The 21401-nt window shown below is 72.7% G+C and carries 20 protein-coding genes and 1 pseudogene; 15 read left to right on the top strand and 6 right to left on the bottom strand.

Annotated features, from left to right (window positions below; genetic code table 11):
- Positions 1 to 150 precede the first annotated feature (150 nt).
- The gene (locus tag QUY26_RS06650; protein WP_289944188.1) at positions 151 to 1062 is read left to right on the top strand and encodes a class I SAM-dependent methyltransferase; all 912 of its coding nucleotides are present in this window, start codon (positions 151 to 153) and stop codon (positions 1060 to 1062) included.
- A gap of 77 nt (positions 1063 to 1139) precedes the next feature.
- Here QUY26_RS06650 and QUY26_RS06645 read toward each other — a convergent pair whose 3' ends face one another.
- Positions 1140 to 1841 (bottom strand): bleomycin resistance protein, encoded by a 702-nt coding sequence (locus tag QUY26_RS06645; protein ID WP_289944187.1) that lies wholly within the window; start codon positions 1839 to 1841, stop codon positions 1140 to 1142.
- Positions 1842 to 2033: 192 nt separating this feature from the next.
- Between QUY26_RS06645 and QUY26_RS06640 the strand changes: the two genes are divergently transcribed.
- Both QUY26_RS06640 and QUY26_RS40905 read left to right on the top strand, forming a co-directional pair.
- Positions 2034 to 2372: a CU044_2847 family protein gene (locus QUY26_RS06640; RefSeq protein ID WP_289944186.1), complete on the top strand. Its 339-nt coding sequence runs from the start codon at positions 2034 to 2036 to the stop codon at positions 2370 to 2372.
- Between the two features lie 285 nt (positions 2373 to 2657).
- Positions 2658 to 3239 (top strand): annotated as a pseudogene (locus tag QUY26_RS40905) (tetratricopeptide repeat protein); the annotation flags it as partial.
- Positions 3240 to 3572: 333 nt separating this feature from the next.
- Here the strand turns inward: QUY26_RS40905 and QUY26_RS06635 are convergent.
- Positions 3573 to 4355, bottom strand: coding sequence for an aldo/keto reductase (locus QUY26_RS06635; RefSeq protein ID WP_289955527.1), 783 nt, complete (start codon positions 4353 to 4355; stop codon positions 3573 to 3575).
- A 325-nt stretch (positions 4356 to 4680) separates the two neighbouring features.
- On the opposite strand from QUY26_RS06635, the gene pqqA reads away from it, so the two are divergent.
- The 10 genes from pqqA to QUY26_RS06585 all read left to right on the top strand — a co-directional run bounded on the left by pqqA (position 4681) and on the right by QUY26_RS06585 (position 13298).
- Positions 4681 to 4818: a pyrroloquinoline quinone precursor peptide PqqA gene (gene pqqA, locus QUY26_RS06630; protein ID WP_289944185.1), complete on the top strand. Its 138-nt coding sequence runs from the start codon at positions 4681 to 4683 to the stop codon at positions 4816 to 4818.
- A gap of 10 nt (positions 4819 to 4828) precedes the next feature.
- On the top strand, positions 4829 to 5740 hold the full coding sequence (gene pqqB / locus QUY26_RS06625) for a pyrroloquinoline quinone biosynthesis protein PqqB (RefSeq protein ID WP_289944184.1): 912 nt from the start codon (positions 4829 to 4831) through the stop codon (positions 5738 to 5740).
- Complete coding sequence (pqqC, locus tag QUY26_RS06620) at positions 5737 to 6504, top strand: pyrroloquinoline-quinone synthase PqqC (protein WP_289944183.1); 768 nt, start codon at positions 5737 to 5739, stop codon at positions 6502 to 6504. Before pqqB ends, pqqC begins: the two co-directional genes overlap by 4 nt.
- A complete protein-coding gene (gene pqqD, locus QUY26_RS41125; RefSeq protein WP_436840279.1) occupies positions 6497 to 6880 on the top strand; it encodes a pyrroloquinoline quinone biosynthesis peptide chaperone PqqD in 384 nt (127 codons plus the stop codon). The genes pqqC and pqqD overlap by 8 nt, the downstream gene beginning before the upstream one ends.
- Positions 6877 to 7971: a pyrroloquinoline quinone biosynthesis protein PqqE gene (gene pqqE, locus QUY26_RS06610; protein WP_289944182.1), complete on the top strand. Its 1095-nt coding sequence runs from the start codon at positions 6877 to 6879 to the stop codon at positions 7969 to 7971. The genes pqqD and pqqE overlap by 4 nt, the downstream gene beginning before the upstream one ends.
- Complete coding sequence (locus QUY26_RS06605) at positions 7971 to 9224, top strand: glycoside hydrolase family 88/105 protein (RefSeq protein ID WP_289944181.1); 1254 nt, start codon at positions 7971 to 7973, stop codon at positions 9222 to 9224. Before pqqE ends, QUY26_RS06605 begins: the two co-directional genes overlap by 1 nt.
- A 7-nt stretch (positions 9225 to 9231) precedes the next feature.
- A complete protein-coding gene (locus QUY26_RS06600) occupies positions 9232 to 10026 on the top strand; it encodes a Tat pathway signal sequence domain protein (protein ID WP_289944180.1) in 795 nt (264 codons plus the stop codon).
- A 14-nt stretch (positions 10027 to 10040) separates the two neighbouring features.
- A complete protein-coding gene (locus QUY26_RS06595) occupies positions 10041 to 10175 on the top strand; it encodes a hypothetical protein (protein WP_289944179.1) in 135 nt (44 codons plus the stop codon).
- 257 nt (positions 10176 to 10432) lie between these two features.
- On the top strand, positions 10433 to 11557 hold the full coding sequence (locus QUY26_RS06590; protein WP_436840278.1) for a PQQ-dependent sugar dehydrogenase: 1125 nt from the start codon (positions 10433 to 10435) through the stop codon (positions 11555 to 11557).
- Positions 11558 to 11711: 154 nt separating this feature from the next.
- Complete coding sequence (locus QUY26_RS06585; protein ID WP_289944177.1) at positions 11712 to 13298, top strand: glycoside hydrolase family 28 protein; 1587 nt, start codon at positions 11712 to 11714, stop codon at positions 13296 to 13298.
- An 87-nt stretch (positions 13299 to 13385) separates the two neighbouring features.
- On the opposite strand, the gene QUY26_RS06580 is transcribed toward QUY26_RS06585, so the two are convergent.
- A complete protein-coding gene (locus QUY26_RS06580) occupies positions 13386 to 15209 on the bottom strand; it encodes an AMP-dependent synthetase/ligase (protein WP_289944176.1) in 1824 nt (607 codons plus the stop codon).
- Between the two features lie 204 nt (positions 15210 to 15413).
- Positions 15414 to 16919, bottom strand: coding sequence for an MFS transporter (locus tag QUY26_RS06575; protein ID WP_289944175.1), 1506 nt, complete (start codon positions 16917 to 16919; stop codon positions 15414 to 15416).
- Positions 16920 to 17043: 124 nt separating this feature from the next.
- Here QUY26_RS06575 and QUY26_RS06570 point away from each other — a divergent pair, with 124 nt between their 5' ends.
- Positions 17044 to 18027, top strand: a complete 984-nt coding sequence (locus QUY26_RS06570) for an Lrp/AsnC family transcriptional regulator (RefSeq protein ID WP_289944174.1) — start codon at positions 17044 to 17046, stop codon at positions 18025 to 18027.
- On the opposite strand, the gene QUY26_RS06565 is transcribed toward QUY26_RS06570, so the two are convergent.
- Entirely contained in the window at positions 17996 to 18886 is an 891-nt protein-coding gene (locus tag QUY26_RS06565) for a LysR substrate-binding domain-containing protein (RefSeq protein ID WP_289944173.1), read from the bottom strand. The genes QUY26_RS06570 and QUY26_RS06565 overlap by 32 nt on opposite strands.
- 171 nt (positions 18887 to 19057) lie before the next feature.
- On the opposite strand from QUY26_RS06565, the gene QUY26_RS06560 reads away from it, so the two are divergent.
- Positions 19058 to 20131, top strand: a complete 1074-nt coding sequence (locus QUY26_RS06560) for a bile acid:sodium symporter family protein (RefSeq protein ID WP_289944172.1) — start codon at positions 19058 to 19060, stop codon at positions 20129 to 20131.
- On the opposite strand, the gene QUY26_RS06555 is transcribed toward QUY26_RS06560, so the two are convergent.
- Entirely contained in the window at positions 20067 to 21398 is a 1332-nt protein-coding gene (locus QUY26_RS06555) for a hypothetical protein (RefSeq protein ID WP_436840277.1), read from the bottom strand. The genes QUY26_RS06560 and QUY26_RS06555 overlap by 65 nt on opposite strands.
- Positions 21399 to 21401 lie beyond the last annotated feature (3 nt).

The following is a 21401-nucleotide window of genomic DNA, read 5'->3' as shown; positions in this document are numbered from 1 at the left end:
ACCGCCCGTGACCATGGGGCCGGTCATGGGCACGGCCTCGGGGCCGGGCACGGTCATGGAGCCGGTCCTGGGCACAGCCACGGGACCGGTCATGGGCAGGGGGCAGGTCACGGGCACAGCCACGGGCACGCCGACATCGACTGGGCCGTCATGGCCCCCGTTCTGGAGCAGAACGCGGAGGTCACGGCCCCCGTGTACCGCGAGGTGGCGGCCTGGCTGCGGGACCTGCGCGCGGTACGCGAGGGTGAGCGCCCCGCTGGTGACGGGGCCGCTGCTGGTGAGGGAGGTCGCGCCGACGAGGGTTCCGCCGACGGCGACCCGTCCCTGATCGTCGACGCGGGCAGCGGCCCCGGCGTCGTCGCCTGCCTGTTCGCCGAGGTGTTCCCGCAGGCCCAGGTGATCGCGGCGGACCCCGAGGAGGCGCTGCTCGCGCGCACGGTGGAGCGCGCGGCGCGCCTCGGCCTGGCGGACCGGGTGCGTACGCACCGCGCGGAACTCCCCAACGGCCTCGGCGAGTTGCCGCCCGCCGACCTCATCTGGGCGGCGCGTTCCGTGCACCATGTCGGCGACCAGGTGGCCGCACTCGCGGCGCTCGCGGACCGGCTCGCGCCCGGCGGCACGCTCGCGATCCTCGAAGGGGGCCTCGCGCCGCGCAGCCTGCCGCGCGACTTCGGCATCGGCCGCCCCGGGCTCCAGGCCCGCCTGGACGCGGCCAACGAGGAGTGGTTCGCGCGGATGCGGGCCGACCTGCCGGGCGCGAAGGAGGCGACGGAGGACTGGGCCGCGCTGCTCACGGCGGCCGGCCTGCGTCACGTGGCGACGCGCAGCTTCCTAGTCGACCTGCCCGCGCCGCTGCCGGACGCGGCCCGGGACCACATCATCACCACGTTCGGCCGCTACCGCGACTTCGCCGCCGACTCCGAGAACCCGATCCTCGACTCCGACGACCGCGCCACCCTCGACCGCCTCCTCGACCCGCAGGACCCCGAGAGCCTGCACCGGCGCGCCGACCTGTTCCTGCTGACGGCGCACACGGTGCACGTCGCGGTCCGGGAGGCGTGAGGCCGGGGCCGGGGGCGGGCGAGATCGAGGCCCGCGCCCCGTCACCGCCCCCTCACCCCCCAGCCGCCCTCACGCCCTCACCCCCGCAACTCCTCCAACCGCACCAACGCGTCCCGCACCTCCGCCCGCTCCTCCTCCGTGAGGTCGACCCCGGCGGCCCGCTCCAGGAACTGCCCCGCGAGCGCGTCCTCGCCGAGCCGCTGGGCGATGTCCCCGCGCAGCACGAGCAGCCGCAGAAGCTGCGCGGGGGTGGGCCGTTCGTCGGTCAGGGCGAGGGCGCGGTCGATGACCTTCGCGGCGCCCGCGAGGTCCTCCTTGGAGTCGGCGAAGACGTCCGCGATGTGCAGGGCCCGCGCGAATGTCTCCTTCGGCGCGGGCCGGTGCGACTGATCCTCGCTGATCTGCCGGCCGACGCGGATGCTGTTCCCCGCCGGGTCGGTCATCAGGAACTGCCGCACCCCGTACGACATGTCCTTGAGCGGCCCGATGCGCGGCAGCCCACGACTGGGGATCTTCCCGTACGCGGCCTTGAGCCCCGCGCGGAACGCGGCGTGCAGGGATTCCACGTCGTCCGTGAGGATGTAGCAGCCCGAGATCGACTCGGCCGGGTCGTACTGCTTCATGCCGAAGAACTGCAGCTCCACGGTGCCGCGTTCGACGACGGCGTACGCGTAGGGGCTCTTCTGGAGGTAGGTCGTCTCGAACCCGAGGGCGGTGTAGAAGTCGACGATCGGCTGGACGGTCACGCAGGGCAGGAGAGGGATGGTTTTCTCGGCCATGCCGGACAGTCTAGTCAAAGTTGAATAGGCTGCGTGAGGATTGCTGTCCGAGCGCCGACCGGGCCTGTGAACGCGCCGGAGGCGGTCTCGCCCGGGACGAATGGCGGACGCATTTGCCCACTCTCGCGTATCGGCGCACGTGTTGAGGGATCGTGGAGGCAGGGGAGCAGGACACCTGACCCAGGGGGGCGCATGGCGAACGAGCTGATGCGGTGGGAGTCGGACGAGGGGCCGGTCGTCGTGGAGGTGGACTCCAAGGATCCGGGGTACAGGTCCGTGTCGCGGCGGGACGGCAACGGCGAGATCCACGACGTGGAGGGCCGGTTCGAGTCGGCGCTCGACAACGTGCGCGGTGCCGCCCTCTCGGCCCTGCGGACCTTCCGCACGCAGGCGCTCGACCCCGATGAGATATCCCTGGAGTTCGGCGTCAAGCTGAGCGCCGCCGCGGGCGCCGTCATCGCCAAGACCGCCGCCGAGGGGCACTTGACCGTCAAGCTGACCTGGTCCCGCGAGGGCGCGCAAGGCGAATAATGGCGGACATGCAACGACCGGCACGCGCTGGCCGCCCGCGCGGGCCTCGCCGGCACCGTGCTGGAGGACGACCCGGTAAAGGCGGTGTCCCGGTACGAGGAAACCCTGGCGGAGTGCCGCAGGGCGCTGGGCGAAGGGCATCCGCTCACCATCGACGTACGCGGCAGGCTCGCCGCCGCCGCGCGCGGGGCGGGCGACCAGGAGCGGGCGCAGAGCGAGGCGGAGTCGGCGCTGGCCGCCTCCGCGCTGGCGTTCGGGGACGACCATCCGCGGACCATCGAGGCCATGAGCGATCTCGCGTCCGTGTACGAAGGCTCCGAGCCCGGCCGGCCCCGGGCGATCGATGCGTACGAGGAGGCGCTGGCGCACAGCACGGCGGTGCGCGGCGAGACGCATCCGGAGACCCTGGGCCTGCGGGACCGGCTGGCGGCGGTGCACGTGGCGGGCGAGAACTGGCAGCAGGCGATCGCGCTGTACGAGGAGTCGCTCGCCGGCTGGACCGCCGAGCTGGGCGACGACCACCCGCAGACCCTGCTCACGATGGAACGCCTCGCGGACGCGCTCAGCTCCGCGGGATTCTGGACCAGGGCCATCGCGCTGCGCGAACGCGTCCTCGACGCCTGGATCAGATCCCTCGGGGACGGGCACGTCGGCACCTGGCTGTCGTACGACCGGCTCGCGGGCGCCCTGCGCGAGGTCGGCGACGTAGGGGGCGCGTTGGCGCTGTACGAGACGGTGCTGGATTTCAGGACGGCGGCGCTGGGCGGACACCACCCCGACAGCGTGGCGACCCTGGAGGCCCTGGCCCGCGTCCACCTGGACGCCGACGATCTGGACCTGGCCCTCGACGCGTACGCGCGGGCACTGGAGCTGCGGCGCGGCGCGGCGGGCGAGCTGCACCCCGACACGCTCGCCGCCGTCCGCCGTGTCGCCTCGCTGTCCGTGGAGGCCGGCGACCCGCAGGGCGCCGTCGTGACGTACCGCAGGGCGGTGGACCGCTGTGCCGTCGTGGGCGATGTCCCGCAGGCGGTCGCCCTCCTGGAGTGGGCCGCCCGGCACGTCGCCCCCGCACTCGGCCCCGACCACCCCGAATCCCTCAGGGTCCGCGAAGAACTGGACCACCTGCGCAGACCCCGAAGGGCCGACGCGGGTGGTCCACGGAACTCACCCGTCCGTGCGGACCGGCACGGACTTCCAGGGCTACATCTCCGCCGGGTCCGGCCCGAGCCGCCGGTCCTCGTTCAGGGCGCTGATCGCCGCCATGTCCTCCGGGTCCAGCTCGAAGCCGAACACGTCGATGTTCTCCTTGATGCGGGAGGGCGTCACCGACTTGGGGATGACGACGTTCCCGAGCTGGATGTGCCAGCGGAGCACGATCTGCGCGGGCGTGCGCCCGTGCTTCTGGGCGATGGCGATGATCGCCGGGACCTCCAGGAGGCCCTTGCCCTGGCCGAGCGGGGACCAGGCCTCCGTGGCGATGCCCTGCTGGGCGTGGAACTCGCGGGAGGCGCGCTGCTGGAGGTGGGGGTGCAGCTCGATCTGGTTGACCGCCGGGATCACCGACGTGGCGTCGATGAGGCGCTCCAGGTGCTCCGGAAGGAAGTTGGAGACGCCGATGGACTTGGCGCGACCGTCGGCGAGGATCTTCTCGAAGGCCTTGTACGTGTCGATGTACGTGTCCGCGGACGGCACGGGCCAGTGGATCAGGTACAGATCGACGTAGTCCAGGCCCAGCCGCTCCAGGGACGCGTCGAAGGCGCGCAGCGCCGAGTCGTACCCCTGTTGGTCGTTCCAGAGCTTCGTCGTGACGAAGAGCTTGTCGCGGTCGATTCCGGAGGCGGCGATGCCCTTGCCGGTGCCCACTTCGTTCTCGTAGACGGCCGCCGTGTCGATGCTGCGGTACCCGGACTCCAGCGCCGTCGCCACGGCCCGCTCCGCCTCGTCGTCCGGCACCTGCCAGACACCGAAGCCCAGCTGCGGCATCTCGATGCCGTTGTTCAGGATGATCGGGGGGACCTTGCTCACGAGCTCTCGATCCTTATACGTCGTCGGGTGGTACGTCCATGGTCAACGATCAGGGCCCGTGTCGCATTCCTGGCGTGGCGTTGCCGCTCTCCGGCGCCCTGAGAATGGCTAGATATAGCTCCGACCTTATCGGTCCGAACCATTGACCGCGTCCCGTCATGACGCAACTCTGTTGCACGTCGCTGAACACAGGCCATCCATGTGAACACCCTGGGCGCGTGCACGGCATTTTGTCCCAGTGACTCCTGAACCCCCACTTTTCAGGAAGGGTAGGAACACGCACATGAACACTCACGAGATGGAGACGTCGGAGGTCACCGCCGTCTCTCCCGAGACCGGGCCCACCGGCTGGCAGACCCCCGAGTTCACGGTCGTCGAGACCTCGCTCGAGGTCACCGCGTACCGCCTCGCCGACCGGTAGACCCGCACCGATGCTGCTCCAGGTGCTCGGCACCGCGGCGGGCGGCGGACTCCCCCAGTGGAACTGCGCGTGCCCCGGCTGTGCCGGGGCACGCGCCCACCCGGAACGCCGCCGCCTGCACGCCTCGCTCGCCCTGCGCGCGAGCCCGGGCCGCTGGTACCTCGTCAACGCCACCCCCGACATCGGCGAGCAGATCGAGTCCTGCCCCGGCCTGCTCCCCGACGCGGGGCCGGGGGCCGACACCCGCCTCTCCCCGCTCGCCGGCGTCGTCCTCACCGACGCCGAACTCGACCACACCCTCGGCATCGCCCGGCTGCGGGAGGCCCGCGACGGCGTCGACGTGCTCGCCACCGCGCCCGTGCTCGGCGCCGTCCGGGACCGCCTCGGGCTCGGCGCCGTGCTCGGCCCGTACACCGAGGCGCGCTGGAACGAACTCACGGAATCCGGGCAGCGACTGAACCGCCATTCAGGAGTGCGGGTCGCCGCGGTGCGGGTTTCGGCCAAGCGGCCGCGCTACGCCGCCGACCTCGGCCCGGACGACGGCCCCTGGTCCGTCGCCCTGCGCCTCACCGACACCGGGACGGGCCGCACCGTCCTGTACGCCCCGGCGCTCGCCGCCTGGACCGACGCCTTCGAGGAGGCCGCCCGCGAAGCGGACGTCGTCCTCGTCGACGGCACCTTCTGGGACGAGGAGGAACCCCGGCGGGCCGGATTCAGCGACCGCACGGCCACCGGCATGGGCCATCTGCCCGTCGCCGGGCCCGGCGGCACCGCCCACCGGCTCGCCGGGCTGCCCGGACGCTGCCTCTACACGCACCTGAACAACACCAACCCGCTCGGCGACCCGGGCGCCGAGCAGCACGAGCAACTCGCCGACTGGGGGCTCGAAGTCGCGCAGGACCGGATGGTGATCGAGCTGTGACCACGACCGTCAAGACCGAGACGGGCCCCGGAGCGGACTCCGGCCGGGCGCCCTGGACCCCCGACGAACTCACCGAGCGGCTGCGCGCCGTCTCCGCCGCGCGCTACCACGACCGCCACCCCTTCAACGTCCGCATGCACGAAGGCACCCTGACCCGGGCCGAGTTGCGCCGCTGGATCGCCAACCGCTTCCACTACCAACGGCACATCCCCGTCAAGGACGCCCTGATCCTCGCCAAGTTCGACGACCCCGCGCTGCGCCGGGGCTGGTCGCGGCGGATCAGGGACCACGACGGGGAGCGCCCCGGCGAGGGCGGCATCGAGCGGTGGCTCAGGCTCGGCGAGGCCGCGGGCATCGCGCGCGAGGAGTTGTGGGACACCTCCCGGGTGCTGCCCGGGGTGCGGCTCGCCGTCGACGGGTACGTCAACTTCTGCCGCCTGCGGCCCGCGCTCGACGCCGTCGCCGCCTCGCTCACCGAGCTGTCCGCGCCCGACCTGATGCGCACCCGCATCGCCGCGTTCGAGCGGCACTATCCGTGGATCGACACCGAGGGCCTCACCTACTTCCGGGGCCGGGTCGGCCAGGGCGGCCGTGACGGCCAGGAGGCGCTCGGCCTGGTGCGCGCCTGGGCCCGCACCCGCGAGGAGCAGGAGCGGGCCGTGGCGGCGCTCGCCTTCAAGTGCGACGTGCTGTGGTCGCTGCTCGACGCGGTGGACGGGGCCGGCGGCAGCGAGGGTCTGAGGGAGGAGGGCGGCCGTGCGTGAGACCTTCGTGAACGGTCACGCGCCGGTCGCCGAGGGCCCGGTCGGCGCGTACAGGCCGGGCGCCGCCGAAGACCCGGTCGGAGCCGAGGGTCCGGGCGCCGCCGAGGACGAGCCGGTACGCCCCGACTGGCGCCCCGTCCTCGCCCGTTCCGTCGTCCTGCGCCACGACCGGGTACGCGGTGGCGACCTGCTGCTCCTGCCCGAGCGCGTCGTGGTGCTGCGGGGCGCGGCCGCGAGCATCCTGGCGCTGTGCGACGGGGAGCGCGACGTGGCCGGGATCGTCGCGGAGCTCGAGCGGCGCCACCCGGGCGCGCCGGTCGGCGCCGAAGTCCCGGTGTTCCTGGGCCGGTTGCGGGCGCAGAGGTGGCTGCGATGACCCCCGCGCCCGAGCCGCCCTGGGCCCTCCTCGCCGAGCTGACCCACGGCTGCCCGCTCCGCTGCGCCTATTGCTCCAACCCGGTCAAACTGAACAGTCGGTCAGCTGAACTGTCCGGCGACGAGTGGGGCGACGTGCTGCGTCAGGCCGCCGACCTGGGCGTCGTCCAGACGCATCTGTCGGGTGGCGAGCCGCTGCTGCGCCGCGATCTGCGGGACATCGTCGCGGCGGCCGACGCGGCGGGCATCCACACCCAGCTCGTCACCAGCGGCGTCGGCCTGCACGAGGCGCGCCTCGCCGGGCTCGTCGACGCGGGCCTGCGCAGCGTCCAGCTGTCCGTGCAGCACGCCGACCCCGCCCGCGCCGACCTCATCGCCGGGGCCCGGGCCACCGGCGCGAAGGAGCGCGCCGCCCGCCTCGTCCGCGAGGCCGGCCTGCCGCTCGGCCTGAACGCCGTCCTGCACCGCGCCAACCTCGACGCCCTCGACGCCCTCGTGGAGCTGGGCCTCGCCTGGGGCGCCGACCGGATCGAGCTGGCCAACACCCAGTTCTACGGGTGGGCGCTGCGCAACCGCGACGCGCTCCTGCCCGACCCGGAGCAGGTGGCCCGCGCCCGGGCGACCCTGGAGCGCTGGCGGGTACGGCTCGGCGGCCGGATGGAGCTGGTGTGGGTCGCGCCCGACTACGTGGACGCCACCGCCAAGCCCTGCATGGGCGGCTGGGGCGCGGTGTCCCTGACCGTCACGCCCGACGGCACGGTGCTGCCCTGCCCGGCCGCGGCGGAGCTGCTCGGCGCGGACGCCCCCAACGTGCGGGACCGGCCGCTGGACTGGATCTGGCGGGAGTCGCCCGCGTTCACCCGCTACCGGGGCGAGGACTGGATGCGTGAGCCCTGCCGCTCCTGCGAGCTGCGCACCGTCGACTTCGGCGGCTGCCGCTGCCAGGCGTACGCCCTGACCGGCGACGCCGCCCGCACGGACCCCGCCTGCCACCGCTCACCCGACCACGGCGTGGTGCGCGCCCTGGTCGACGCGGCGCGCGGGCCCGCACCGGACCACCCCGGCTACGCCTACCGCGAGGGAGGAACCTGATGCGCCGTCACAGCTCACCCACCTCACCGACACCGCGCCCACCGCAACCCGCCCGCCCGCGCCGCAGGGCCGCCCGCGCCGTCCTCGCCGCGGTCCTCGCCGGGTCCGCCGCCCTCACCGCGCAGGCGGCGCCCGCGTCGGCGCAGGGCGCACCCGGCGCGGATCGGGCGCCCACCGCGCGGCCCCAGGCGACGGACTGGTCCGTCGCCATGGTCGAGTCGACGACGACCCGGTTCACGCCCACCACCATCGGCGGCTGGTCCTACCCCGTCGGCCTCTACCTCTTCGGCCAGTACCAGACGTACCAACGCACCCACGACGCGCGCTACTTGACGTACATCAAGAGCTACGTGGACCGCTTCGTCGACGCCGAGGGGAACATCGGGCAGAAGTTCAACAACCTCGACAGCATCCAGGCCGGGCGGCTCCTGGTGATCCTGCACCACGAGACCGGCGAGGACCGCTACCGCGTCGCCGCCCGGAAGATCCGCGACCGCCTGAAGACCTACCCGCGCACCCGGGACGGCGGCTTCTGGCACGCCGACACCGCGAGCCGCGCGCACCAACTCTGGTCGGACGGCGTCTACATGGTCACGCCGTTCCTCGTCGAGTACGGCAAGGAGTTCGGCGACGAGGCGTACACCGACCGCGAGGCCGTCGAGCAGCTGAACGTGTACGCGCGCCACCTCCAGGCCGACAACGGCCTGTTCCAGCACGCCTACGACGAGTCGCGCACCGCGACCTGGGCCGACAAGGACACCGGGCGCGCACCGGAGCAGTGGTGCCGGGCGATCGGCTGGTACTCCATGGCCGCCGTCAACGTCCTGGACGCCACCGCGCGCAGCGACCCGGGCCGCCCGGAGCTGCTCGGGCACGTGCGCACGCTGGCGGCGGGGATCGCGCGGGCCCAGGACCCCGCCACCGGACGCTGGTTCCAGGTCGTCAACAAGGGGACGCGGGAAGGTAATTGGACGGAGACGTCCTGCTCGAGCATGTTCACCTTCGCGCTGTCCCGCGCCGCCGAGAAGGGGTACGTGGCGCCGTCGTACCAGAGCGTCGCACGCCGCGGGTACGCCGGAGTCCTGAAGAAGATCTCACTCGGATCCGACGGTCTGACCGACCTCACGGACATCTCCATCGGCACCAACGTCGGCGACTACGCCTTCTACATAGCCCGGCCCCGGCAGACCAACGACTTCCACGGTCTCGGGGCCTTTCTGATCATGAACGAGCAACTCAGGAAGAAGAGGTGACCCCCTCATGACCCCCTCCCGCAGAGCCCTGCTCGCCGCGGCGCTCGGCACCGGCGCGGGCGCGGCCGCCACGGCGGCGGGTCTGTCGCCGGCCGCCGCCGCGCCCGCCGCGGACTGGCGGTTGCGCTGGTCCCCGTCCGCCCGCGACGTCGGTCTGCGCGCCTTCGAGACGCTGGAGGACGACCGCGCGAACTCGCACCCGGCCGCGAAACCGCACATCTTCGCCGAGGGCGACAACTTCCGCTTCACCATGCACACCGTCGACCGCGACACCAGCGACGACCGGCAGCGCCACGAGGTCACCGGCTGCCGCAACGGCGACTCGTTCCTGAAGTGGCAGAAGGGCCAGACCTGGCGCGTCACGTACCGCATGTTCCTGCCCGCCACGCTCAGGGCGACGACGAGCTTCACGCACATCATGCAGATGAAGCAGCCCGGCGCGGGCAGCGCGCCGATCGTCGTGCAGTCCCTGCGCCGGGTCGACGGCAAGCAGACCATCGAGCTGAAGATCTTCGAGCAGGACATCCTCGTCGGCCGCACCGACCTGGCGCCGCTGCACGACAAGTGGACCGACGTCGACTTCCAGATCAAGATCGGCGACGGCTCGTCGGGTTCCGTGCGGTGGATCCTCAAGAGCGGCACCACCACCGTCATCGACAAGTCGAAGTCCGGCATCGACACCTTCCTCGCCGACCGGGTGCGGCCCAAGTGGGGCATCTACCGCTCCCTCGGCGACAGTTCGGGCTCGCTGCAGAACACGTACATGCTCCTGACGGGCATGCGCGGCTACCAACTCGTCTGAGGAGAACGACCACGATGCGTCGCAAGATCGGCGTCCTGGGCGGCCTCGCCCTCACGGCCGCCCTCGGCATCGCCCCGCTGCCGGCACGATCCACGCCGCTCCTTACGAGTGCCTGGGCCGGGGCAACCCGCAGAGGCCCACCGACGTGATGGCCGCGACCGGCGTGAAGTGGTTCACGCTCGCGTTCGTCCTGTCCGACGGCGGCTGCGACCCGGCCTGGGACGGCGGCAGACCGCTCAAGGGCGGCTCCGACGAGTCCGCCATCGAGTCCATCCGGGCGACTCGTGCGGCGGCATCGGCCAGCAGCCGTACGCGTTCGCCAAGATCGTTGCTCGGTACGGTGGCTGACGCTGCGTCATATCGAGCGCCGGTCACCCTCTCACCCCCCCCCACGCCCACACCCCCCATGGAGGTTCTCGTGCACGACAGCAGGAGCAGGAGCAGGAGCCGTCTGGCCCGGAAGGTGGCGCTCGCCGCGACGGCCGCGCTGACGGCGGGACTCGTGGTGTACGTCCCGTCGGTGTCGGCCGCCCCGGCCGCGCCCGCCGGCGAGCCCACCGACATCAAGACCGTCTCCAGCGGCTGGACCATACCCTGGGGCACGTCCTGGCTGCCCGACGGCAAGTCGGCGCTTGTCACCGAGCGCGACGACTTCCGGGTCTGGTCGATCTCGGCCGACGGCTCGGCGAAGAAGCAGGTCGGCACGGTGCCCGAGTCACAGACGACGGGCGGCGAGGGCGGCCTCATGGGCGTCGCCGTGGACCCCCAGTGGGCGACGAACCACTACGTGTACTTCATGCACACCTCGTCCGAGGGCAACCGCGTCGCGCGCATGACGTACGACGGCTCCTCGCTCAGCGGCTACACCGTGCTGCTCAAGGGCATCAAGAAGGCCAAGTACCACAACGGCGGCCGCCTCGCCTTCGGCCCCGACGGCTATCTGTACGCCACCACCGGCGACGCCCAGAACAAGCCGCTCGCGCAGGACAAGAACTCGCTCAACGGCAAGATCCTGCGGATGACCAGGGACGGCAAGCCCGCCCCCGGCAACCCCTTCGGCACTTACGTGTACAGCCTCGGCCACCGCAACCCGCAGGGCATCGCCTTCGACCCGCAGGGCCGCCTGTGGGAGGCCGAGCTCGGCGACGCGAGCAAGGACGAGCTGAACCTCATCAAGCCGGGCAAGAACTACGGCTGGCCCACCTGCGAGGGCAACTGCAACGTCTCCGGCATGACCAACCCCAAGAAGACCTGGGGCGTCGCGGAAGCCTCGCCGAGCGGCGTGGCGATCGTCGACGGCGCGGTCTACATGGCGGCCCTCAAGGGCCGGCGCATGTGGCGCATCCCCATCAACGCCGACAACGAGAACGTCGGCACGGCCAAGGCCTTCTACGTCGGCCAGTACGGCCGTCTGCGCTCGGTGACCACCGTGCCGGGCGCGAAGGCGCTGTGGCTGTCCACGACCAACGCGGACGGCAACGGCGGACAGCCGGACGGCGCGGACAAGATCTTCCGCGTCACCATCGGCTAGCCGGAAGGGACCCCGGCCGGTCGCACGACCACCGGCCGGGCGGGCGGTGGCCGCGCGCCGTGGGGCGCGCGGTCGCCGTCCGGCCCGGCCGGGACGGGAACGGTCCGGGGCCGCACCGGCCCCGGACCGCCGACGCACAGCGAGGGGACGGGACATGAGCAGACCACCGATCAGATCACGCACATGGACCGGAGCCCTGGCCGCGGGCCTCGCCGCGCTCGCGGTGCTCGCGGTCTTCGACGGCCGGCCCGCCGGAGCCGCGCAGTTCCCCGCCGGAGCAAGCACGACGCCCCCCACGTCCGTGCCCTCGCCGCCCTTGCCCGCAGCCGAGTTCGACGTCCGTGACTACGGCGCCAAAGGCGACGGCTCCAGCAACGACACCCCCGCCATCCAGAAGGCCGTCGACGCGGCCAACGCCGCGGGCGGCGGCACCGTGCGCCTGCCCGGGGACGGCAGGGCGACGTACGAGTCCAAGAACACCCTGCACATGAAGAGCGGCGTGACGCTCCGGATCGACAAGGGCGCGACCCTCTCCGGCAACGGCGCCGACGACTACGACCCGCCCGAGCCCAACGAGTGGGACGACTACCAGGACTACGGCCACAGCCACTTCCGCAACGCGATGATCCACGGCGACCGGCTGACCGACATCGGCTTCGTCGGCGAGGGCGTCATCGACGGCGACGGCGCCCTGATCACCGGCGACCCGAAGTCCGGCGAGGCCGACAAGATCATCTCGCTGACGCGGTGCAAGGGCCTGCGCATCGGCGACGGGCTCACGCTGCGCGAGGGCGGCCACTTCGCGGCGCTCATCAACGGCTGCGACGACGTGGTCTCCGACCGCCTCACCATCGACACCGCGATGGACCGCGACGGCTGGAACATCATCAACACCACCGACGTGACCATCACAGGCGCCCACCTGGACGCCAACGACGACGCGCTCGCGTTCAAGAGCGACTACGCGCTCGGCGCGAAGCTGTCCAACGGCCGGGTGCGCGTGAGCGATTCCTACCTCTCCGCCGGATGCTGCAACGCGCTCATGTTCGGCTCGGAGACCTGCGGCGACTTCACCGACTACCGCTTCGAGCGGATCAGGATCGAGGGCTCGGAGAAATCCGGCCTCGGCATGGTGTCCATGGACGGCTCGAAGATCTCCGACGTCCACTACAAGGACATCACCATGACCGGCGTGCGCTCACCGATCATGCAGAAGATCGGCAACCGCAAACGCTGCGGCAACAACCCCGGCGTCGGCTCGATCAGCGACATCACCTACACGAACGTCAAGGCGACCGGGGCGAGCCCGTCCTTCTCGCCGACCCTGTGGGGCGAGTCCGGGCACAGCCGCATCAAGGACGTCACCTTCACCGACGTCGACCTCACGGTGCCCGGCGGCAACGGCACCATGCCGACGGACGTGCCCAGCAACAAGTCCACCGACTACAACCCGAAGAGCATCGGCACCCGGCCCGCGTACGGCTGGTACATCCGCCGCGCCGACCGGATCACCTTCGTCGACAGCGAGGTCCGCTTCGGGTCGGACGACGGCCGCCCGGCCGTCATCGCCAACGAGAGCACGGGCATCCACTTCACCGGCCTCACCGCACAACGCGGTTCGTCGAGCCCGGCCGACCTCGTCTTCCAGAAGACCCGTGGCTACTGCGTCCGCGACAGCGCCGACACCGGCGGCGGCGCCCTGCGGATCAGCCAGAGCGGGTCGAGCCAGGACTGCGGCTGACCCGCGCCCCCAGGACCGGCGCCCCACGAGCGGCGCCGGTCAGGAGCGGCGCCGGTCAGGAGTGCTGCCGGTCAGGCGTGCCGCCGGTCAGGAGTGGTAGAGCGCCTCCACCTCGTCCGCGTACGCCTGCTCGATGGCCTTGCGCTTGAGCTTCAGCGAGGGCGTGAGCAGACCGTGCTCCTCGCTGAACTGGTGGGCGAGGATCCGGAAGGTGCGGATCGACTCGGCCTGCGAGACCAGGGTGTTGGCGGCCACCACGGCCCGCCGCACCTCGGTCTCCAGGTCGGGGTCGCGGACCAGGTCGCCGGGGGGCATCGGGGGTTTGTCGCGCATGGACAGCCAGTGCTCGACGGCTTCCGCGTCGAGGGTGACGAGGGCGGCGATGTAGGGGCGGTCGTTGCCGACGACGATGCACTGGGCGACCAGGGGGTGGTCGCGTACGCGTTCCTCCAGCTGGGCGGGCGAGACGCTCTTGCCGCCGGAGGTCACCAGGATCTCCTTCTTGCGGCCGGTGATGGTGAGGTAGCCGTCGTCGTCGAGGGAGCCCAGGTCGCCGGTGGCGAGCCAGCCGTCGTGCAGGGTCGCGTCGGTGGCCTTGGGGTCGTTGAGGTAGCCCTGGAAGACATGGCCGCCGCGCAGCCACACCTCGCCGTCCTCGGCGATGTGCACGGTGGTGCCGGGGATGGCCTGGCCGACCGTGCCGTAGCGGGTGCGCTCGGGCGGGTTGGCGGTCGCGGCGGCCGTGGACTCGGTCAGGCCGTACCCCTCGAAGACCTGCACGCCCGCGCCCGCGAAGAACAGGCCGAGGCGCCGGTCCATCGCGGAGCCGCCGGACATCGCGTGCCGCACCCTGCCGCCCATGGCGTCGCGGACCTTGGCGTAGACGAGCTTGTCGAAGACCTGGTGCTGCATCCGCAGCGTCGCCGAGGGCCCCGGTCCGGTGCCGAAGGCCTTGGCCTCCATCGCGTCGGCGTACCGCACCGCCGCCTCCACCGCCTTGTCGAACGGGCCCGCCCTGCCCTCCCGCTCGGCCTTGCGGCGGGCCGCGTTGAAGACCTTCTCGAAGATGTACGGCACGGCCAGGATGAACGTCGGCCGGAACACGGCGAGGTCGGGGATCAGGGCGGCGGCGTTCAGGCTCGGTTGGTGGCCGAACTTGACGCGGGCGCGCACCGCGGCGACCTGCACCATGCGCCCGAAGACGTGCGCGAGCGGCAGGAAGAGGAGGGTCGAGGGCTCGTCGCCGCGCTTGCCGCGGAACACCGGCTCCCAGCGCTCGATGAGCGTGTCCACCTCGAACATGAAGTTCGCGTGGGTCAGGACGCAGCCCTTGGGGCGGCCGGTGGTGCCGGAGGTGTAGATCACGGTGGCCACGGAGTCCGGCGTGACGGCGCGCCGGTGGCGGTGCACCACCTCGTCGTCCATGGCGCGCCCGGCCTCGGTGAGGGCCCGTACCGCGTCACCGTCGAGCTGCCACAGACGGCGCAGCTGCGGCAGCCGGTCCACGACCGAGCCGATGGTCATGGCGTGGTCCTCGTGCTCGACCATCGCCGCCGAGACCTGCGCGTCGTGCAGCATCCAGAAGACCTGCTCGGCCGACGACGTCGGATACACCGGGACGACCTGCGCGCCCACGGTCCACAGGGCGAAGTCGAACAGCGTCCACTCGTAGCGGGTGCGGCACATGATGGCGACCCGGTCGCCGAACCGCACGCCTTGCGCGAGCAGCCCCTTGGCGAGCGCGAGGACCTCGTCGCGGAACTCCGCCGACGTCACGTCCTCCCAGACCCCGTCACGCTTGCGGCCGAGGACGACGCGGACCGGATCCTCAAGGGCATGGTCGAACACGGCGTCGGCAAGGCCGCCCACCCGTGGCGCCGACGCCATGGGAGGGTTCGTGAACTCGCGCAATGGTGCTCCTTGTGGCGCTCCGCACAGCGCCGGTGACGGTACCCCACCCCGATCCCTTCCGGGAGGGGGGTGGGAAGCGCCCATAGGCGCACGATCGTCACAGGTCAGCAGGTGAAATGCGGCCACAAGGGTAAGGGCGGGACAGATTACTTACGGCTGAGTAAGTTTCGGTGGCGTAATCTCCACCGAATCTGTACCGGGCGATTACCCCTGGAGCTGCTTCACGGGAGCGGGCTCCGCGGCCGCCGACAGGGCCTGACCTGCGGGGCGTCCGGGTTTGGTCCGGACCATGAGGAGGACCGCGAGGCCCGCCGCGACCCCCACCGCACCGGCCGTCAGGGACGCCCCGTTGAGCCCGGCGGCGAAGGCCTCCCGTACGTCGTGCGCGGCCACCCGGCCGGTCAGCGCGGACGCGCCGCCCCCGGCGGCCGTGTGCGCCGCGTCCTGCCCGATCGCGTCCCCCATCCGGGACGTCAGGACCGTGCCGAACACCGCCACGCCGAGGGCGTACCCGAGCTGCCGGAACGTGTTCACCGCGCCACCGGCCATCCCCGCGTTCCGCTGCGGCACCGCGGCGAGCGCCGCCCCCGCGAGCCCCGGCGAGACCAGGCCCGTCCCGATGCCCGCCAGCGTCAGCCCCGGCACCAGGGCGCGCCACGACGACCCGGCGTCGAGCACGGCCATCGCCAGGCCGCCCGCGCCGATCAGAAGCAGCCCGCAGCCGATGACGTACCGCGCGGGCGCGCCGTGCAGCAGCCGGCCGCCGAGGGCCGCCACCACGAACGACGTGGCAGCGAGCGGGAGCAGGACCAGGCTGCCGCGCACCGGGCTCATGCCGAGCACCGTCTGCAGCCAGATCGAGAGGTAGGGGATGACGCCGAACGCCGCCGCGTTGTAGCCGATCGCGCCGATCAGGACGCCCGTGAACGCGGGCTTGCGCAGCAGCCGCAGGTCGATCAGCGGGTGCGCGACGCGGCGCTCGACGGCCACGAACGCGATCAGCGCGAGCGCCGCCACCGCGAAGGTCGCACCGGTGCGCGCCGACGTCCAGCCCTCGGCGGAGGCCCGCACCGCCCCGAACGTGAGCGCCCCCGCGAACAGCGCGAAGGTCACCGTGCCCGCCCAGTCCACGCGGCGAGTCGCGGACCCCTTCGACCGGGCCGACTCCGGCACCATCCGCAGGGTCAGCCACACCGCGGCCACGCTCACCGGCAGGTTCACGAAGAAGATCCACCGCCAGCCGGGGCCCTCCGTGAGCAGCCCGCCGAAGACCGGCCCGAGCGCTGCGGCACCGCCGCTGACCGCGCCCCACACGCCGAGCGCCATCGAGCGCCGCTTGCCCTGGTAGGCGGCCCCGAGCAGCGGCAGCGTCGTCGCGAACATCGCCGCGGCGCCGAGCCCCTGCACGGCCCGCGCCGCCACCAGGACCTCCGCGTTCGACGCCAGCCCGCAGCCCAGCGAGGCGAGGGCGAACACGACGGTGCCCGCGACCTGTGTCCGTCGGTGCCCCAGGACGTCGGCGGCGGCGCCGACGCCGAGCAGCAGCGCGGCGAGCGCGAGCGCGTAGCCGTCGATGACCCACTGCAGATCGCTCAGCGACGCGTCGAGCGCCCGCGCCATGTCGGGCAGCGCCACCACCACGATCGTCACGTCCAGCAACAGCATGAATGTGCCCAGGCACACCGCGGTCAGCGGCCCCCATGCGCGCATCTTCGTTCTCCCAGCAACGTTGTGAGGTGCTTCGTTCGACGTCGTACGATCCACCGCGAGCGGACTATCGCGGTGGCTGTCAGACGTGGGGCGTCCGAATCCGACATCGAAGAGGCGGCAGCGGATGGAAAGCCACACCCCGGGCTCCGTGGACGAGCTGGACCTGAAGCTGCTCCAGGCCCTGGAGACCGACGGCCGGGCGTCCTTCAGCAAGATCGCGAAGGTGCTCGGCGTCTCCGACCAGACCATCGCCCGCCGCTACCGGCGGCTGACCGCCGACGGCGGCCTGCGCGTGGTCGGCATGCGCAACGCCGAACGCCTGGGCCGCGACCACTGGATCCTGCGCCTGCGCTGCGCCCCCGACGGCGCCACCACCATCGCGAACGCGCTGGCCCGGCGCCCGGACACCTTCTGGGTGGGCCTGACCTCCGGCGGCACCGAGGTGGTCTGCCTGACCCGGCCGCGTACCCCCGGCGACCGCGAGGACCTGCTGCTCGGCAAGTTGCCGCGCACCCCGAGCATCGTCGAGATCCGCGCGCACCAGCTCCTGCACAGCTTCTTCGGGGGCCCGCGCGGCTGGCTCGGCAAGCTCGCGCCGCTGACCGAGGAGCAGCGCGCCGCCCTCACCCCGGACCACCCACGGCCCGGCCGGGGCCCGGCGCGCATCGCACCGCAGGACGAAGCCCTGGTGAAGGCCCTCGAAGCGGACGGGCGCGCCACCTGTCCCCAACTCCAGCGCGCCACCGGCCTGTCCGAGTCGGCCGTGAAGCGGCGGCTCGCGGCGCTCCTGGACTCGGGAGGTGTCTTTGTCGACATCGAGTACAGCCCGGAGATGCTGGGCTTCCACACGGCCGCGATCCTGTGGATCACCGCAGCGCCCGGCGCGCTGCACTCCGTGGGGGAGGCGCTCGCCGGTCACTTCGAGATCGCCTTCGCCTCGGCGACGGCGGGACCCTCGAACCTGGTCGCGACAGCCGTCGCCCCTGACACGGCGGGTCTCTACGGCTACATCAGCGGCAGGCTGGGGCAGTTGGACGGCGTCCAGCACGTGGAGACGGCGCCGTTCCTGCGCCGCGTCAAGCAGCTGACGTACCGCCCGGGCCGCTAGGCCTGGTCCGCAACGTCCCGCCCGCCAGGATCGCCGCCGCCAACGCGTCCGCCGCCCCCCGCGCAGCCGCTCCCCGCTCGCCGTGCCGCAGCACGAAGTCCACCGCGCCCAGCTCGGGCAGGCCCGCCCGGTCCGGGAGCCGGGTCAGGCCCTGGGGGATCAGGCCGCGGGAGTGGGCCATCACGCCGAGGCCCGCGCGGGCCGCCGCCACCAGGCCGTTGAGGCTGCCGCTGGTGCAGGCCACGCGCCAGGGGCGGCCGCTGCGCTCCAGGGACTCCAGGGCGAGAGCGCGGGTGATGCCCGGTGGCGGGTACACGATGAGGGGCACCGGCAGGCCGGGGTCGAGGCGGAGCCGGGGCGCGCCGATCCACACCAGGTCGTCGTGCCAGACCAGTTCGCCGCGCGGGTCACCGGGGCGGCGCTTGGCGAGGACCAGGTCGAGCTTGCCCGCGTCGAGGCGCTCGTGCAGCGTGCCGGACAGTTCGACGGTCAGCTCCAGGTCGACCTCCGGGTGCCCGCGCCGGAAGGACTCCAGGATGTCGGTGAGCCGGGTCAGGACGAAGTCCTCCGACGCGCCGAAGCGCAGCCGCCCGCCGGGGCGCGCCCCGGTGAAGTACGCGGCGGCCCGCTCGTGTGCCTCCAGGATGCGGCGGGCGAAGCCGAGCATCGCCTCACCGGCCTCCGTCAGCTCCACGCTGTGGGTGTCCCGCGTGAACAGCGGCCGCCCCGTCGCGTCCTCCAGGCGCCGCACGTGCTGGCTCACCGTCGACTGGCGCAGGCCGAGACGGCGCGCGGCCTGCGTGAAGCTGAGCGTCTGGGCCACCGCGAGGAACGTACGCAGCTGAACGGGGTCGTACACCCCTCCAGGCTATCGCGGAACGTGATGACAGTCAGAGCGGTGTACGGGATTCCCGATCGCGGCCGGGTGGAGGAGCATGGAGAGGGCACGTGCCGCCCCGAGCGGGCGGGGCGTACGACGAAGAGCACGGGGGCCGCACCGCCCCGTGCGGACCCGAGCGCATGGAGCACTGTGAAACGCCCGTCCTGGCCGTCCTGGATGCCGATCGACCCGTACATCGCGGCACTGCTCGGCACCGTGGGACTCGCCGCGCTCCTGCCCGCCCGCGGCACCGCCGCCGACGTCGCCTCGGGCGTCTCGACCGCCGCCGTCGCGCTGCTGTTCTTCCTGTACGGAGCCCGGCTCTCCACCCGTGAGGCGATGGACGGCCTGCGCCACTGGCGGCTCCACCTCACCGTGCTGCTCTGCACGTTCGCGGCCTTCCCGCTGCTCGGCCTGGCCGCCAAGGGCCTGGTCCCGTACGTCCTGACGCCCGCGCTCTACAGCGGCCTGCTGTTCCTGACGCTGGTGCCCTCGACGATCCAGTCGTCCATCGCGTTCACGTCGATGGCACGCGGCAACGTCCCCGCGGCCATCTGCGCGGGCTCGTTCTCCTCGCTCGCCGGCATCGTGCTCACGCCCCTGCTCGCGGCCTGGCTGCTCGGGAACAGCGCGGGCGGGTTCTCCGCGGACTCGCTCCTGAAGATCGTGCTGCAACTGCTCGTGCCGTTCCTCGCGGGTCAGTCGCTGCGCCGCTGGGTGGGCTCCTTCATCGCCCGCAACAAGAAGGTGCTCTCCTTCGTCGACCGCGGCTCGATCCTGCTCGTCGTCTACACCGCGTTCAGCCAGGGCATGGTCGAGGGCGTCTGGAACCAGATCACCCCGGCCCGGCTCGGCGCGCTGCTCGGTGTCGAGGCGGTCCTGCTCGCCGTGATGCTCTCGCTGACCTGGTACGGCGCGAAGAGGCTCGGGTTCGGGCGGGCCGACCGGATCGCGATCCAGTTCGCGGGGTCGAAGAAGTCCCTGGCCGCCGGGCTGCCCATGGCCAGCGTGCTGTTCGGCGCCCAGGCCTCGCTCGCGGTCCTGCCGCTGATGCTCTTCCACCAGATGCAGCTCATGGTCGGCGCGGTGATCGCCAAGCGCCGCTCCCACGACCCGGAGGCCGTCGAGGCGCGCGCCGTGGACGCCGGGGCCGGGCCGGTCAGCTCTCGCGCTGGAAGCGCAGCGACACGAACCGCGGCCGGTACAGCTCCACGTTCCGGTTGACGTGGGCCTGCGCGTTCGCCGCCGCCGGGTCCAGCCAGTTGACGTCGTAGCTCACCACTAGGCGCCCGGCACCGCTCACGGCCGGGTGGGCCTGCGGGTTGTAGGGCGCCGCGGCCGCCGTGTCCGGCGCGCCCGCGCCGCTGCCGCCGCCCCCGGCGCCCGCGCTGTCCTTCGGCAGCGGCGGCGCGAACGCCTTGGCGGGCCCGTGCCAGGGTCCGGTGGGGGAGCACGACCAGTACGACGTGACGTGTCTCAGGCCCTCGGTGCCCGCGGCCATGGTGAGCAGGACGTACGTCCCCTGGCGGCGGACCACGGTGAACGCGCTGCCCACGCCCTTGTGGTCGCCGTTGCCGAGCACCGGGCGCGGCTTGCCGGCGCGGGTGAAGTCCGAGCCGTCCCAGTACTCCCAGGCGGTGGGGTCGGCGAGGGCGCCGTGGCGGACGCGGGCGACGTAGGCGTGCGAGGAGGGGCGGGCGTTGGCCTGCGCGTCGGTGCCGCCGAAGACGTACGTCCAGTCGCCGTCGTCGACGGCCGTCGTGCCGTAGAGGACCCGCTTCTCGGGGTCGGCGACGCCCCGCTGGTCCGAGATCTGCGTGATGTTCTCGACCCGCAGGTCCGGCAGGGACAGCGTGGCGACCTCCGTGGCGGCGGGCACCCCGTAGATCCACGGGCCCGAGCCCGACGCGCGGGTCCACAGCAGCACCCGCAGGACGTCCTCGTCGGCGCCCGGCGAGCGCGGCTCGACCTTCGCGGCGACCGGCCAGCGCCACTGTCCCGGCGCCGGATCGGCGAACATCGGGGTCGTGAGCGTGCGCTCCAGGGCGCCCGAACGGTCCGTCACCACACCGGAGTTGCGCACCATCGGGGCGCTCGTGTCGCGCCACGCGTGCGGCTGCCCCTGCGGGTTGGGCGGCGCGTGCACCTGCCCGAGGAAGGTGTCGGAGAACAGCCAGAGCACCCGCCCGTCCGGCAGCTCCACCGAGTGCGTGCCGTCGCCGCCCGTCCAGTCGTCGGTGCGGGCGCCGTCGTCGCCGTACGAGGCGAACGCGCCGGTGAGCCTCCGCTCGGGCGTGGCCGACGCGACGGTGGTGGCCGCGCACGCCGGACCGCTCCTCCGGTCGTCCTCGCCGTCCGGGAGAGCGGTCAGGAGCACGGCGGCGCAGGCCAGGGCGAGCAGCAGGACGATCCAGGTCCTGCGCGCGCCCCGGCCCGGCGGTGGCCCGCCCGGGGCGGGCGGCGCGGCGTGCGGCTGTGTGGCTGCGGACACCCC

The organism is Streptomyces flavofungini (genome assembly GCF_030388665.1).
Classification (GTDB): Bacteria; Actinomycetota; Actinomycetes; order Streptomycetales; family Streptomycetaceae; genus Streptomyces; species Streptomyces flavofungini_A.
Note: the sequence above shows the minus strand (reverse complement) of the source record. Positions and strands in the feature narration are given on the sequence as shown.

Bases quoted from the DNA above. Each gene is read 5' to 3' on its own strand.
- pqqA (WP_289944185.1), top strand. From the start codon at position 4,681: ATGAACACTCACGAGATGGAGACGTCGGAGGTCACCGCCGTCTCTCCC.
- QUY26_RS06585 (WP_289944177.1), top strand. From the start codon at position 11,712: ATGAGCAGACCACCGATCAGATCACGCACATGGACCGGAGCCCTGGCC.
- QUY26_RS06650 (WP_289944188.1), top strand. From the start codon at position 151: ATGGCCCCCGTTCTGGAGCAGAACGCGGAGGTCACGGCCCCCGTGTAC.
- QUY26_RS06570 (WP_289944174.1), top strand. From the start codon at position 17,044: ATGGAAAGCCACACCCCGGGCTCCGTGGACGAGCTGGACCTGAAGCTG.
- pqqE (WP_289944182.1), top strand. From the start codon at position 6,877: ATGACCCCCGCGCCCGAGCCGCCCTGGGCCCTCCTCGCCGAGCTGACC.
- pqqB (WP_289944184.1), top strand. From the start codon at position 4,829: ATGCTGCTCCAGGTGCTCGGCACCGCGGCGGGCGGCGGACTCCCCCAG.
- QUY26_RS06645 (WP_289944187.1), bottom strand. From the start codon at position 1,841: ATGGCCGAGAAAACCATCCCTCTCCTGCCCTGCGTGACCGTCCAGCCG.
- QUY26_RS06595 (WP_289944179.1), top strand. From the start codon at position 10,041: ATGCGTCGCAAGATCGGCGTCCTGGGCGGCCTCGCCCTCACGGCCGCC.
- QUY26_RS06600 (WP_289944180.1), top strand. From the start codon at position 9,232: ATGACCCCCTCCCGCAGAGCCCTGCTCGCCGCGGCGCTCGGCACCGGC.
- QUY26_RS06640 (WP_289944186.1), top strand. From the start codon at position 2,034: ATGGCGAACGAGCTGATGCGGTGGGAGTCGGACGAGGGGCCGGTCGTC.
- QUY26_RS06590 (WP_436840278.1), top strand. From the start codon at position 10,433: ATGGAGGTTCTCGTGCACGACAGCAGGAGCAGGAGCAGGAGCCGTCTG.
- QUY26_RS06575 (WP_289944175.1), bottom strand. From the start codon at position 16,919: ATGCGCGCATGGGGGCCGCTGACCGCGGTGTGCCTGGGCACATTCATG.
- QUY26_RS06635 (WP_289955527.1), bottom strand. From the start codon at position 4,355: ATGCCGCAGCTGGGCTTCGGTGTCTGGCAGGTGCCGGACGACGAGGCG.
- QUY26_RS06605 (WP_289944181.1), top strand. From the start codon at position 7,971: ATGCGCCGTCACAGCTCACCCACCTCACCGACACCGCGCCCACCGCAA.